This window comes from [Eubacterium] eligens ATCC 27750 (genome assembly GCF_000146185.1).
GTDB lineage: Bacteria > Bacillota > Clostridia > Lachnospirales > Lachnospiraceae > Lachnospira > Lachnospira eligens.
Genome location: NC_012778.1, coordinates 1 through 15,000, shown reverse-complemented (window position 1 = coordinate 15,000; position 15,000 = coordinate 1). Strand labels below are relative to the sequence as shown.

The window sequence follows — 15,000 nt, the reverse complement described above, 5'->3', positions numbered from 1 at the left end:
TTACCTATTGTTACTCCGGGCATTACTTTTACCCCACCGCCTATCCATACGTCATTACCTACATTAATAGGATAAGCATATTCCCATCCTTCATTACGGCTTGCTGCATCAACAGGGTGACCTGCTGTATAGAAACCACAGTCCGGTGCTATGAATACATTGTTACCAAATGTTACTTTCGCACAGTCGAGTATTATAAGATTATGATTAGCATAGAAATTATCACCTGCTTCTATATTATATCCATAATCACACCAGAACGGAGCCGTTATAAAACAGTTGCTTCCGACCTTACCGAATATCTTCTTAATCATTGCAGTCTGTTCTTCCGTCTGCGATGGTCTTAATGCATTAAAGTCATAGCACTGCTCTTTACATAACATTCTGTCATTAACAAGTTCCTTTACTCCTGACTTGTATAATTGTCCACTAATCATTTTCTGTCTCTCTGTCATATTCCACATTTCCTTTATAACTTTACAAATATTGTGAATAACTTGTCTTCGCTAATGCTCATTATATCATGAACTTTGTTCATGATAGTCATTCGCCGCTCGGGATGAGTATGTAGGCATGTTCCCCCTCTCTAACGCTCATTATATCATATAAAAGAAAAAGACAGCCAGAAGATTCTGACTGTCTTTTTCTTTCTGTCAACGGAGCAGGAGGGATTTGAACCCTCGCGCCGGTTGCCCGACCTACACCCTTAGCAGGGGCGCCTCTTCAGCCTCTTGAGTACTACTCCAGATTCCATGAATGCGAGCCCTAAACCATATATGTTTAACTCATAATATGAAATTCTGCGTCAAACGCATTTATTATTCTAACAAAGCCCCCTGATATTGTCAAGGGGCTTTTTATTTAATATTATTATTCTTCTTTTTTCTTCTTGTATACAACTACTGTTGTTGTCATGGCTGTACCAACTGATAACATAAGCATTATAAAATACATCATATTGCTTCTGTCTCCTGTTTTTACAGAGGTCTTTGCTATAACCTCCTCTTCATTAGCAGCTACTTCCGGAGTCCTGATGTTTTGAGATGTAATCTCATCATTCTGAGAAACTGCCGGAGTTTCTGTCTGTGTAGGTGTTCCTGACTCACTTGGTATTTCTTTCTCACTTGCTGTTTCCGTTGGTGTTGGTGTCTCCTTCTCACTTGCTGTTTCTGTTGGTGTTGGTGTCTCCTTTTCACTTGCTGTCTCTGTTGGTGTTGGTGTCTCCTTTTCACTTGCTGTTTCTGATGGTGTCTCTGGCTGCTTAGGAATCACGTTAATAGTAACTTTTGCTGATTTGATATATTCTTTACCATCTATAACAAGAACTACATTATATTCAAATGTGTCTTTTCCACTAAAGCCCTTGTCTGGAATATACTGAAATGTTCCATCTTCATTAAATTTAATTTTTCCATTATTCACATCTTTTTTTATTTCTGTCTTCAATTGAAGGTTTCTCTTAGGATTATTGACTATCTTATTATTATCATTGACAAGAACTGTACTGGCGTCAAGAACTTCGTTCTGATTAACTGTGTATTCATCATCGACGGCATTAGGCAATATTACTGCTGCCGGAGTCTCTTCAAACTGCTGCGTATAGGTAAGTCCGTCTATTGTTCCATCAAACTGACAGCCATCGTTAGTATATGAATATCCTGTATCTCCGTCTTTTGCCTTTATTTTAACTGTAACTGTCTGATCTGTTGCAGAAATTTTTTCAGGGTATTTCACTGTAAATGTTCCATCTTTGTTATCTGTAATATTTTCCTGACCTGCAACAAGCTCAAAATGTTTATCCAGTGTATCTGTTACTGATGATGTTTCAAATGGCAGACTGGTCATTTCTGTCATTATCTGTTTAAATCTGTTGTTTAACTGCTCTGCATTTGCTGCTGTATAGAATTCTTTAGCATATCCTCCATCTGAAAATGTAAAATAAGTTTTTTCCCATGATTTTTCATAGGTTAATGATTTATTTCCTAATGATACTTTTACGAGATCAGTTATATCTGATTCCTTACTCATAAGAACTATCGTGTATATATCAGCACCGGCAGCTTTTAACTCTTCACCGGCTTTTCCTGCATAATACGAACCGTTTACTTCATCCCGTGGTTTATTATATCTATTAGTTTCATTATTATTTTTTATATAATAATATCCACCTATTTCCCCATTATCGTATCTGTTAGCTCCACCATCAGTAAAAAGTATTACTGATGCACCTGTTGTATCACCAGCAATTTCTGATACCTGCTTTAATCCCTGCTGGATATTAGTTGCTGAACCAAGTCCCCTGCCTATTTGAGTAACATTATATCTCTTACTTGAATTTTTATAATCTTCATTATACATATTCCTATTGTATATAGAATTTAGTTTACTCATTATTTTATCTTTACTTGATTCATTAGTTATCTCTGTTCTTGCTGAACCACAATATGAAATAACCGATACTTTATTAGATGTGCCTTCTGGCAGAAATTCATTTAAAAATTTTTCAACTGCATTTATTGTAACACTCCATCTTGTCTTTTCATAAGTCGGTGCCATTGCGTCTGAGTCAACATCTTCGTCAACTGAGCATGCCATACTGAATGATCTGTCTAATACAAGTATCACATTCTGATTCTCACTTTTTATTGATGGAAGATTCTGCGATTTTGCAGAAAACTGAAGTGTATAGTAACCATTTTCGTCAGGTGTTTCACTTTGTATAGATTTTTCAAGAGATAATGTTCCCTGATAAGAATATGATTTGGCATATATTACTGTGTTTTCTGTAATTGCTTCTCCATTTTCAATTCCGCCTGCAATTACACCATAGTCCTTATTGCTGGATTTCAGCTTTACAGTATTGCCATTTTTTATATATACATCTTTGGTATGGTCGCCTATTTTAAATGTGACTTTACTATAACCGTCTTTTGCTGTATCTGATACTTCATTCTCAGTTACAAGTATTATATTATCTGAAAGTACATTTTCTGCGGCGAGCGCTTTATTTGTCATAAACGGTAGTATGCCTGTCACTATCAGGATAATTGTAAGCATTCCTACAATTATCCTGAGTGTCATTTTCTTTTTCATGGCTTTTCCTCCCATTTAATCTTAAGGCCGTAATAACAGCCCTTAATATAAATTAATATTAGGAGTATTTACCATTTATGCCATATTTATACTCTGCTGTATTCTTTTATAGCTGTTTCATACAGGTTGTTTCCATCACTGTCAATTACTACAATTACAGGAAGATTTTCCACTTCAAGTTCTCTTATAGCCTCTGTTCCTAAATCATCATAAGCAATGACTGTGGATTTCTTAATACATTTACTAAGAATTGCTCCTGCTCCTCCTACTGCTGCAAAGTACACTGCACCATTTCTTACGATTCCATCAATTACTGCCTGTGAACGCTTTCCCTTTCCTATCATTCCTTTAAGTCCTAAATCAAGAAGGTCTGGTGCATATTTATCCATACGGCTTGCTGTTGTCGGACCTGCTGAACCTATTGGTCTTCCTTCTCTTGCTGGAGATGGTCCCATGTAATATATTATGTTATTCTTCATATCTATTGGAAGTGGCTGTCCTGCTGACAGAGCCTCTGCCATTCTCTTATGTGCTGCATCTCTAGCTGTATATATTGTTCCTGTTATATATACATAATCTCCTGAGTGAAGACTCTTTGCATCTTCATCACTTATTGGTGCATTAATATATTTATCCATGATTAGCCTCCCTGATTATATTACCCTGTGTGAATGTCTGTTCACATGGCAGCAAATGTTTACTGCAACCGGAAGTCCTGCAATATGTGTAGGATATGTCTCTATATTGATTGCAAGTGCTGTCTGAGTTCCGCCAAGTCCACCAGGGCCTATTCCTAACTTATTGATTTTCTCAAGCATTTCTTTTTCTAAGTCACGGACATATTCAACTGGGGATTCTTCATTCAGATCTCTTGTTAATGCTTTCTTTGCAAGATATGCACATTTTTCAAATGTTCCTCCAATTCCTACACCGACTACCATTGGAGGACAGGCATTAGGACCTGCATCCTTTACTGCTGTAAGTATTGCTTCCTTTACACCTTCTATTCCATCTGCCGGCTTTAACATGAATACTCTGCTCATGTTCTCGCTTCCGAATCCCTTAGGTGCAACTGTTATGTCGACCTTGTCTCCTGGAACTATGTTAAAATGTATTACTGCCGGAGTGTTATCTTTGGTATTCTCTCTGTAGATAGGATCTTTTACAACCGACTTTCTTAAATATCCGTCAACATATCCTCTTCTTACTCCCTCATTAATTGCATCTGTAATATCTCCACCTGTAAGATGGACATCCTGCCCAACATTGATAAATACTACTGCCATTCCTGTATCCTGACATATAGGTATCATGTCCTCTCCTGCAACTTTTAGGTTTTCTTCAAGCTGCCCAAGAACCTGCTTTCCAAGTGCAGACTCTTCTTTTTTTACTGCATTTTCAAAAACATTTTTCATGTCATCTGTGAGAAAATGATTTGCCTCTATGCACATTTCTTTAATGTTGTCTGTTATTATTGATACATTAACCTCTCTCATTCCCAATTTCCTTCTTGTATTTTAATTATTAATTAATCCCGTAAATTCTAAAAACCTTTTTAATTCTTCACGCCAGAATTTCCATTCATGTCCGATTTGTTCAATCTCATCATATACATAATTGTATTCAATATGGCTCATGAAATAATCTCGCAATATATGATTCATGTCTATCCATGGATCAAGTTCTCCACAAGCATGATATATTTCAGGTTTTATACTTTTCTGCTCTATTAATCTGTCTGCCTGATATGTAATTCCATATTCAGTTTTATGCAGGTCTCCATCACCATAAAGCTCTATTCTTCTTATTGACTTTTCACTTCCATCATTAAGAAATTCTGAATCAGCTTTGTCACCTGCTGAAAATGCTCCTACAGTTCCATATTTTTCAGGATATCTGAGTGCAATATGAAGACAGCCGTATCCACCATTTGAAAATCCTGATACGTAATTATTCTCTCTTTTATCAGAAAAACATGGAAACATATTCATAATTATATTGAATAATTCTTTTCCAACATATGACTCATACTTATCTCCAATATTCATATTAACGTAGCATGAATTCTGCACATTTGGAAGTACTGCTGCAAACCTGCCCTCATCAACATATTCTATTATTGGTGAATGATACAGCCATGCGGTATTATCACCACTGCCTCCATGATATAACCATAATACTGGAAGCTTCTCATCATTTTTTATATGTGATGGCAGAATAACTGTGCATTCCATATTACGCTTAAGATATATAGAAAAGTGATTAACATTCATTACTGTTGCCATATATATCCTCCATTCTGTACGACTGGTCTTTTATTATATTAACTGTCTCATGTATGCATTTATCCCAGAAAATAAAATCATGACTGCCGGCAGTTTCATAATAATTCACTTTAAGTCCTGCATCTGATGCATATTTATTCCACTGTCTGCTCATTGTAAGAATCTGATCAGATAATCCACATCTTATGTAAAATTCCGGATAATTTTCCACATTTGTCTTGAAATTATCCTCTTTTAGACAGTTCATTATATCAAATTGGTTATCTGATAATTTTTCTCTGTCTCCAAATATCTGATATGTATTTATTCCCTGTGGGTTGTCAAATCTTTTCTCTATATCAAGCAGTCCTGAATATGAGAACACCTTTCCATACACATCAGGTTTAATAAGTGCAGCATGTACAGCCCCATATCCGCCCATTGACATTCCTGCTATGTAACGGTCTTTTCTGTCACATGATAATCCAAACCAGTTAGTACAGGTTTCTATAAGTTCTTCTGTTAAAAATGTAAAATATTTTCTTCCATGAACATTATCTACAAAACATTTGTTATCACCTGAAATCATTATGACTGCTATATCTGTATTATCTACATAATCTGCCACTCTGGATTTTGTAATCCATGTTGTATAATCTCCTCCCATTCCATGAAGAAGATATAATGTTTTATAATTTCCTCTTCCCTGAGGAATAATTGCATTAATCATAACGGGCATCCCAAGTTTTTTTGATTCATAATTAATATTAATTAAAGCCATATTATCTCCTGCTAAAAAGGAAACCGTCACATATATAAATGTGGCAGTTTCCTTAAGATTAATCTTCAGATTCTACTGTTTTATCTGTGTCTTCTTCAAAGCCTTCTGCATCCTTACCATCTTCATCAGCAGGCTGCTTCCTTACTTTGGCAATTGTTGCTACTTTAATTCCTTCATCAAGGTTAATAAGTTTAACACCTGATGTTATTCTTCCAAGATTAGATATATCTGAACACTGAAGTCTGATTATAATTCCTTCTGTTGTAATAAGCATTACTTCTCTTGAATCATCTACAGCCTTAGCTCCTACGACATTACCTGTCTTTTCTGTTATCTTGTAACATTTGACACCTTTACCACCACGATGCTGAACTGTATACTCGTCAATGTCTGTTCTCTTACCCATACCATTTTCAGAAACTATAAGCATAGTATCTCCCTGGGTACTTACCTGAACACCAACAACTTCATCCTCATCCATAAGACTCATACCTATAACACCCATTGCTGAACGTCCCGTAGGTCTTACATCTGTTTCTTTAAATCTTATACACTGTCCAAGCATTGTTACCATAAGAATCTCTGCCTGGTCATCTGTAAGTTTAACTTCTATAAGTTCATCATCTTCTCTTAAATTAATTGCCTGGATTCCTGTCTTTCTTATATTGGCAAATTCTTTAACAGGTGTCTTTTTAACGATACCCTTCTTAGTTGCCATAAACAGGTAATCTGTATCCTGCAGTGTATCAATCTTAACAGGAACTACTGCTGTGATTGTCTCTCCCGGTGCTAACTGTAAAAGATTAATTATTGCAGTTCCTCTTGAAGTTCTTGATGCTTCAGGAATTTCATAAGCCTTTAACTTATAAGCTCGTCCTGTGTTAGTAAAGAATGTAAGTACATGATGTGATGTTGTCATGAATAAATCTTTGATATAATCATCATCAATTGTCTGCATTCCCTTTATTCCCTTACCCCCACGATGCTGGCTCTTAAAGTTATCAGGTGTCATTCTCTTTACATAACCCAAGTTAGTTCTTGCAATAACACATGGTTCATCTGGAATAAGGTCTTCCATTGAAATATCGTATTCATCATATCCGATAGAAGTTCTTCTGTCATCACCATACTTGTCTGCTATCTCTGAAATTTCATTCTTGATAACTCCAAGAAGTAACTTTTTATCTGCAAGAATTGCCTTGTATTCTTTAATCTTTTCATGAAGTTCCTTCAATTCAGCTTCAAGCTTGCTTCTTTCCAGACCGGTCAGAGCTCTCAGACGCATATCTACGATAGCCTGAGCCTGTGCTTCTGAAAGTGCAAATTCAGCTATTAAGCTTTCCTTGGCAATCTGTACATTTGCAGAACCTCTGATTATTGATATAACTCTGTCTATATTATCTAAAGCAATCATTAAGCCCTCTAAAATGTGGGCTCTTTCTTCTGCCTTATTAAGATCAAACTTTGTTCTTCTTGTAACGACTTCTTCCTGATGAAGAAGGTAATACTTTAACATGTCATACAGGTTAAGCACCTTTGGCTGATTATCTACTAATGCAAGCATGATTACACCAAATGTATCCTGTAACTGCGTGTGTTTGTATAACTGGTTAAGTACTATGTTAGGATTGACATCTCTTCTTAACTCAATGGCAATTCTCATACCCTCTCTGTCAGATTCATCTCTTAAATCTGTGATTCCATCAATCTTCTTATCTCTTACAAGCTCTGCTATTTTCTCGATAAGCTTTGCTTTATTAACCATGTATGGAAGTTCTGTAACTACAATTCTGTTCTTGCCATTATTCATTGGCTCAATATTAGTTACAGCTCTTACCTTTATCTTGGCTCTTCCTGTACGGTAAGCCTCTTCAATTCCCAACTTGCCGATGATTGTTCCACCTGTAGGGAAATCAGGACCTTTAACTATATCAAGGATTTCCTCAATTGTTGTGTCTCTGTCTTCTTCCACCTTATTGTCAATCATCTTTACAACAGCACCTATAACTTCTCTTAAGTTATGAGGTGGAATATTAGTTGCCATACCTACAGCAATACCTGATGTACCATTACATAACAAGTTAGGATATCTTGATGGAAGTACTGTAGGTTCTTTTTCTGTTTCATCAAAGTTAGGTATGAAATCTACAGTATCTTTGTTAAGATCTCTTGTCATCTCCATAGATATCTTGCTGAGTCTCGCCTCTGTATATCGCATGGCTGCGGCACCATCACCATCGACTGAACCAAAGTTACCATGTCCGTCAACAAGTGGATATCTTGTATTAAAATCCTGAGCCAGCTTTACTAATGCCTCATAAATTGATGAATCACCATGTGGGTGATATTTACCCATTGTATCACCAACGATACGGGCACATTTTCTATGTGGCTTATCAGGACCGTTGTTAAGTTCTATCATTGAATATAGAATTCTTCTCTGTACCGGCTTAAGACCATCTCTTACATCCGGAAGTGCTCTGGAAGCGATAACACTCATGGCATAATCTATATAATAGTTTTCCATAGTTTTCTGCATATCGACTTCTTGAACTTTATCAAAGATATGTTCATCCATTATTATAATTCCTTTCCGTGAAGTTATTAATTAACGCAATGTGTAAATCTGGAATACGCTATGCGTAAATCCTAATCACGCGCATTCGTAAAATCTACATACGCCATGCGTAAATCCTACGGATTTACTTATGTGGCTAATCGCCACATACAACTCAAAATTATAAAATATGCCCATGTATGCAAGCATACGGTCATATTTATAATTTTTCCTTGTGCATGGCTTGTTAGATATCCAAATTCTTTACAAACTTAGCATTTGCTTCTATGAAATCTCTTCTTGGCTCTACCTTGTCACCCATAAGTGTTGAGAATGTTACATCAAGTTCTGAATCATCATCTTCATTCATATTAACTCTTAATAATACTCTCTTGTGTGGGTCCATTGTTGTTTCCCATAACTGCTCTGCGTCCATCTCACCAAGTCCCTTATAACGCTGGACTTTATTATTCTGGTCTCTTCCAATCTCAGTCATGATTGCATTAAGCTCATCATCATTATAGGCATACCACACTTTTTTATTCTTCTCAACTTTATAAAGTGGTGGCTGTGCAAGATATACATGGCCTTCTCTTATAAGATCAGGCATGAATCTGTACAGGAATGTAAGTAGAAGTGTAGCAATATGTGCACCATCTACATCGGCATCTGTCATAATAATAATCTTATGATAACGAAGCTTGCTTATATCAAAATCTTCATGAATGCCTGTACCAAATGCAGTAATCATCGCTTTAATCTCTGCATTACCAAGTATTCTGTCAAGTCTTGCTTTCTCAACGTTAAGAATTTTACCACGAAGTGGAAGGATAGCCTGTGTTGCACGGCTTCTTGCAGTCTTAGCTGAACCACCAGCTGAATCTCCCTCAACAATATATATCTCACAGTTCTTAGGGTCTTTATCTGAACAGTCAGCTAACTTACCAGGAAGTGAAGTGCTTTCAAGTGCAGTCTTTCTTCTTGTTAAGTCTCTTGCTTTTCTTGCAGCTTCTCTCGCACGCTGTGCAAGCAACGATTTTTCACATATAGATTTTGCAACTGCAGGATTTTGCTCAAGGAAGTAAGTAAGCTGTTCACTTACTATACTGTCAACTGCTCCCCTTGCAACTGTATTACCAAGCTTCTGCTTGGTCTGTCCTTCAAACTGTGGATCTTCAATCTTAACAGATACAATTGCTGTAAGACCTTCTCTTATATCATCACCTGAAAGTCCCTGATCACTATCCTTAAGAATCTTATTCTTTCTTGCATAATCATTAAAAGTCTTAGTCAGTGAATTTCTGAAACCAGTCAGATGTGTACCACCTTCAGGTGTCTTAATATTATTAACAAATGAATCGACAACCTCATTGTATCCATCATTATGCTGGAATGCTACTTCAACCTGAACATTGTCTTTCACACCTTCACAATAAATAATCTGGCTGTATAAAGGTTCTTTACTCTTATTAAGATACTGTACAAATTCCTTTATACCACCTTCATAATGGAATACTTTCTGCTGCTCAAGACCTTCTCTTAAATCTGTAAGAGTAATCTTGATTCCCTTAGTAAGAAATGCCATTTCTCTTAATCTGTGCATAAGAATATCAAATTCAAATACAGTTGTTTCCTGAAAAATCTCCGAATCAGGAAGAAAAGTAACCTGAGTTCCTGTATCCTCAATATCGCAGTCACCTACTATCTTAAGGTCATAACATATCTTTCCTCTTTCGTATCTCTGCTGATAAATGTGTCCATTTCTCTTTACCTGAACTTCAAGCCATTCAGACAAAGCATTAACTACAGATGCACCAACACCGTGAAGTCCTCCTGACACCTTATATCCTCCACCACCGAATTTACCTCCGGCATGAAGAACGGTATATACAACTTCAATGGCAGGTCTTCCTGTCTTATGATTAATATCAACAGGTACACCTCTACCATTATCAATTACAGTGATAGAGTTATCTTTATTAATCATAACCTCAATATGTGTACAAAAACCTGCTAAAGCTTCGTCAATTGCATTATCAACTATCTCATACACAAGATGATGAAGTCCTCTTCCTGATGTACTTCCAATATACATACCAGGTCTTTTTCTTACAGCTTCAAGACCTTCGAGTACCTGAATCTGGTCTCCACCATAATTCTTCTCTGCATTCTGATCTGCCACTTTAATTCCTCCTTGTTTTACAAAGCAAAATGTAATTAATTCTCATTAACTACATGACCATCTGTTACTTTAAATATTTTGTTGATATTCATTCTGTTATTAATAAATTCTTCAAGTCCGGTGCATGTAACAATCGTTTGTATATCTCCAATGCTGTTTATCAGAAAATTCTGTCTGTTACTGTCTAACTCAGACAAAACATCATCAAGAAGAAGTACCGGAGTATCTTTAATTACAAGTTTCACAAGTTCAATCTCAGATAATTTAAGTGAAAGTGCAGCTGTTCTTTGTTGTCCCTGTGAACCATATTTTCTCACATCATTGTCATTGATTAAAAATATAAGATCATCCTTGTGAGGACCTTTGCCTGTAACCTTGTATTTAATATCCTTTTGTCTTGAATTTCTTACTTCTTCTTCAAAATCATTTACATCAACATCAGGAACATAACATACTTTAATATTCTCAATACCACCAGTAAGTCTGGAATGAATATCACTGATTATTGTGTTAATCTTTTCTATGAAACTTTTTCTGCCTTTAATAATAAGGCTTCCATACTTAACAAGCTGCATGTCCCATATATCAAGAGTCTGCATCAGCTGTTCTGATGGTGAAAATGCTATATCTTTAAGAAGCTTGTTTCTCTGATTAAGTACTTTATTGTAATTAACAAGGTTACTAAGATATATCTTATCAAGCTGGCTAAGTTCCATATCCATAAATCTTCTTCTCTCTGAAGGACCGTTTTTTATAATATTAAGATCTTCCGGAGAAAAGAAAACAATATTAATAATTCCAAAAAGTTCAACAGCTTTTTTTATAGGAATGCCATTAACTGCTATACCCTTGGTTTTATTCTTCTTAAGGTGCATGTCTATGCGGTATTTCATACCATGCTTTAAGACATTTAGTTTAATATGCGATTCATCTTCCCCAAATCTGACTATTTCTCTGTCTTTACTGCCACGATGTGACTTAGAAGTTGAACACATATATATTGATTCTAATATGTTAGTCTTTCCCTGGGCATTGTCACCATATATTATGTTTACATGCTCATTGAAATTCATATCCAGAAATTCATAATTTCTGAAATCCTTTAACTCAACAGATTCGACTATCACATTAACACCTATTTTTTAATAAGAATACTGGAGCCGTTGTATTCTACAACTTCCCCGCCAAAAAGCTTTTTACCACGCTGTGTTTCAACAACGCCATTAACCTTAACTTCACCATCCTGAATAACAATCTTGGCTTCAACACCTGATTCAACTAATCCGGCAGCTTTGATTGCCTGTCCAAGTTTGATGAACTCATTTCTTAAAACTATTTCTTCCATAACTTTCCTTTCTCTTGTTAAGCTGTGAAGTTAACAGGAAGTATAAGATAAATATAATTTTCTTCCTTGTCTCTTATAAAGCAAGGTGATTTATGATTAACTAAATATATAGTCACATTTTCATCATCAATAACTCTTAATGCATCCATAAGGAACTTAGGATTAAAACCAATCATAATATCCTTACCCTCTTTATCAATATCAATATCTTCGTTAAGAGCTCCAATTGCAGAGTTAACATTTACCTGTAATAAACCATTTAATATATTAATAATAATTGGCTTCTTATCTCCTTCTCTTATAAGAAGATTCGCTCTGTCAATAGAATCAAGAAATTCTTTTTTATTAATAGATACTTTAGTTTCATAATCATTAGAAAGCATCTGACTAATCTTAAAATAATCGCCCTCTATAAGTCTTGAAACAACATGAGTCTGGTCAAATTCAAATAATACATGATTGTTAGTAAAGTAAATATTTACAAAGCTTTCAGCATCAGCATTAAGAATCTTGCTTATTTCCTGAAGAGTCTTACCTGGAATAACTACTCTTACATCATCAGCTCTTCCTTCGAGCTTAATATTACGGATAGCAATTCTGTGACCATCAAGACCTACAACCTTAAGTGTACCTTCATTTACTTCAAAAAGTTCACCCGTCATCATTTTATTATTATCATTAATAGCAATCGAGAATATTGTCTGATTAATAACTTCCTTAAGCTGGAACTGGGAAAGTGTAATCATCTTATCTTTAATAATAGCCGGAAGGTAAGAAAAATCATCTCCGGATTTTCCTGCTATATTGAACTTACTTTTTTCACATGTAATAAGAGCATTATTATTAGAGTCAGTAGTTAAAGTAATATCATTATCAGGAAGTTTTCTTACAATTTCAGAAAAAAGCTTAGCATCTATGGCAACCTTACCTTTTTCTATAATCTCACCTTCTACTATTGTTTCAATTCCAAGTTCCATGTCATTACCTGTGAATTTTATTTCATTGGTAGTAGCATCAATAAGAATACATTCCAGAATATTCATGGTAGTTCTTGTAGGAACTGCTTTCATTACTATTCCTACAGCTTTGTTTAAGTTGGATTTAGTGAATACTAATTTCATGTTGATAACTTCCTTTCAAAAAAAATGTGGTGGAGTGTGTCATATATAAATATATAATTTCAGTCGCCGTAGTCTTAGGCACTGTTAAAATGTTAAAAACGCTACAAAGCCATGAAAATACTGCTTTGTAAGAAAGTATAACTTTGTTGGAAAACACATTTAAACATGTTAAAACACCGTTGAAAAAAATATGGGGTGATTGAAAAACAAAAAGTAAAAAAAAGTTATAAAATCAATTCAACATTCAAATAACATAAAATTAACAGATTATCCAAAGACAATTGTGGATAACTTTTAATTATTAAGAAGGATTAAGCTTCTTTATTAAGATATCTACTACATTCTTGGTAGATTCATTAGTAACAGTTTCTTTAGCAATCTTGTCAGCACCGTAAATTACAGTAGTATGATCTCTGTTTCCCATAGCCTTGCCAATAGCCTCTAGAGGTGTCTGTGTCATCTGTCTGCAAAGATACATGGCAATTTGTCTTGGAAATGCAATATCAGCACTTCTTCTGTGAGATATTATATCTTCAGGTTTAATGTGGAAATGTTCAGCTACTACTTCAATAATAAGCTCAGGTGTTATTTCTTTTTTAGAATATGGAGAAATAAGGTCTTTAAGTGTATTCTCTGCAAATTCAGCAGTAAGTGGTGTATGGGAAAGCTTAGAATAAGCTGAAAGCTTGGTAAGCGCTCCCTCAAGTTCCCTGATACTTGAAGTTATATTAGTAGCAACATAATCCTTAACTTCATAAGGAAAATCAATACCTAATGCCTCTGACTTCTTATTAATAATAGCCATCTTAGTTTCATATGTAGGAATCTGGATATCTACAGGAAGACCACTTTCGAATCTCGTACGTAGTCTGTCTGGTAAAGTTTCCATTTCCTTAGGAGGTCTGTCGGAAGATATAACAATCTGTTTTCCTAATAAATACAGGTCATTAAATGTGTTGAAGAACTCCTCCTGAGTAGAAAGCTTACCTATGATAAACTGGATATCATCAATAAGAAGAACATCAATATTACGGTATTTGTTTCTGAACTCAGTATTTTTGTTAGTTTTAACCGATTCAATAAGTTCGTTGGTAAATGTTTCTGAGGTAACATATAACACTTTCTTAGAAGGGTCGCTTGCTATAATAAAATGAGCAATAGCCTGCATAAGATGTGTCTTTCCAAGACCTGCGCCTCCATAAATAAATAAAGGATTATATATCTGTCCCGGAGTCTCAGCTACAGCCAGAGATGCTGCATGTGCAAGATTATTGTTAGTACCAACGACAAATGTATCAAATGTATAATTAGGATTAAGATTCTGAGTTGCTACGTTATTATTATTAGCAGAAACAGAAGAAATTTTTTTCTTAAGATCCTCTTCTTTTTTTTCTTCTACTGAAATAAGGCGTACAGAATATTCCTTATTCATAACTTCACATATTGAAATTTCAATAAATTTAAGGTATTTTCTTTCAATATATACAGTACCCATTTCTCCTTCAGAAGAAATAAGCGTAATTACATTGCCCTCAAGAGAATAAATCTTAAGGGGTTTAATCCAGGTTTTAAAAGAAATATCCTGAATATCGTATTCTTTTTTAAATGTCTGGAGGATAAAATCCCATTTTTCTATTAAAATATCTAATTCTTCCAT

The 15,000-nt window shown here is 35.1% G+C and carries 12 protein-coding genes and 1 tRNA gene (1 of these 13 only partly in view); all 13 read right to left on the bottom strand.

Annotated features, from left to right (window positions below; all coding sequences use genetic code 11):
* Positions 1–455: the 5' portion of a sugar O-acetyltransferase gene (locus EUBELI_RS00070; RefSeq protein ID WP_041687852.1), read on the bottom strand. The gene continues 142 nt to the left of window position 1, outside the view; only the first 455 of its 597 coding nucleotides appear in the window; its start codon is at positions 453–455; its stop codon lies beyond the left edge, outside the window.
* A gap of 202 nt (positions 456–657) precedes the next feature.
* Positions 658–745, bottom strand: a tRNA-Ser gene (locus EUBELI_RS00065).
* Positions 746–870: 125 nt separating this feature from the next.
* Positions 871–3,093, bottom strand: coding sequence for an Ig-like domain-containing protein (locus EUBELI_RS00060; protein WP_041687851.1), 2,223 nt, complete (start codon positions 3,091–3,093; stop codon positions 871–873).
* An 86-nt stretch (positions 3,094–3,179) separates the two neighbouring features.
* Positions 3,180–3,731 (bottom strand): Fe-S-containing hydro-lyase, encoded by a 552-nt coding sequence (locus tag EUBELI_RS00055; protein ID WP_012738294.1) that lies wholly within the window; start codon positions 3,729–3,731, stop codon positions 3,180–3,182.
* 15 nt (positions 3,732–3,746) lie between these two features.
* A complete protein-coding gene (locus tag EUBELI_RS00050) occupies positions 3,747–4,589 on the bottom strand; it encodes a fumarate hydratase (protein ID WP_012738293.1) in 843 nt (280 codons plus the stop codon).
* Between the two features lie 21 nt (positions 4,590–4,610).
* Positions 4,611–5,378 (bottom strand): alpha/beta hydrolase, encoded by a 768-nt coding sequence (locus EUBELI_RS00045; RefSeq protein ID WP_012738292.1) that lies wholly within the window; start codon positions 5,376–5,378, stop codon positions 4,611–4,613.
* The gene (locus EUBELI_RS00040) at positions 5,356–6,138 is read right to left on the bottom strand and encodes an alpha/beta hydrolase (protein WP_012738291.1); all 783 of its coding nucleotides are present in this window, start codon (positions 6,136–6,138) and stop codon (positions 5,356–5,358) included. The genes EUBELI_RS00045 and EUBELI_RS00040 overlap by 23 nt, the downstream gene beginning before the upstream one ends.
* Positions 6,139–6,196: 58 nt before the next feature.
* Positions 6,197–8,716 carry a DNA gyrase subunit A gene (gene gyrA / locus EUBELI_RS00035; RefSeq protein ID WP_012738290.1) on the bottom strand — a complete coding sequence of 840 codons (2,520 nt, stop codon included), beginning with the start codon at positions 8,714–8,716 and terminating at the stop codon, positions 6,197–6,199.
* 226 nt (positions 8,717–8,942) lie between these two features.
* Entirely contained in the window at positions 8,943–10,877 is a 1,935-nt protein-coding gene (gyrB, locus tag EUBELI_RS00030; protein ID WP_012738289.1) for a DNA topoisomerase (ATP-hydrolyzing) subunit B, read from the bottom strand.
* Between the two features lie 35 nt (positions 10,878–10,912).
* Positions 10,913–12,004, bottom strand: a complete 1,092-nt coding sequence (recF, locus tag EUBELI_RS00025; protein WP_012738288.1) for a DNA replication/repair protein RecF — start codon at positions 12,002–12,004, stop codon at positions 10,913–10,915.
* An 8-nt stretch (positions 12,005–12,012) separates the two neighbouring features.
* Positions 12,013–12,222: an RNA-binding S4 domain-containing protein gene (locus EUBELI_RS00020; RefSeq protein WP_012738287.1), complete on the bottom strand. Its 210-nt coding sequence runs from the start codon at positions 12,220–12,222 to the stop codon at positions 12,013–12,015.
* A gap of 17 nt (positions 12,223–12,239) precedes the next feature.
* Positions 12,240–13,343, bottom strand: a complete 1,104-nt coding sequence (dnaN, locus tag EUBELI_RS00015; RefSeq protein WP_012738286.1) for a DNA polymerase III subunit beta — start codon at positions 13,341–13,343, stop codon at positions 12,240–12,242.
* Positions 13,344–13,644: 301 nt separating this feature from the next.
* On the bottom strand, positions 13,645–15,000 hold the full coding sequence (gene dnaA, locus EUBELI_RS00010) for a chromosomal replication initiator protein DnaA (RefSeq protein WP_012738285.1): 1,356 nt from the start codon (positions 14,998–15,000) through the stop codon (positions 13,645–13,647).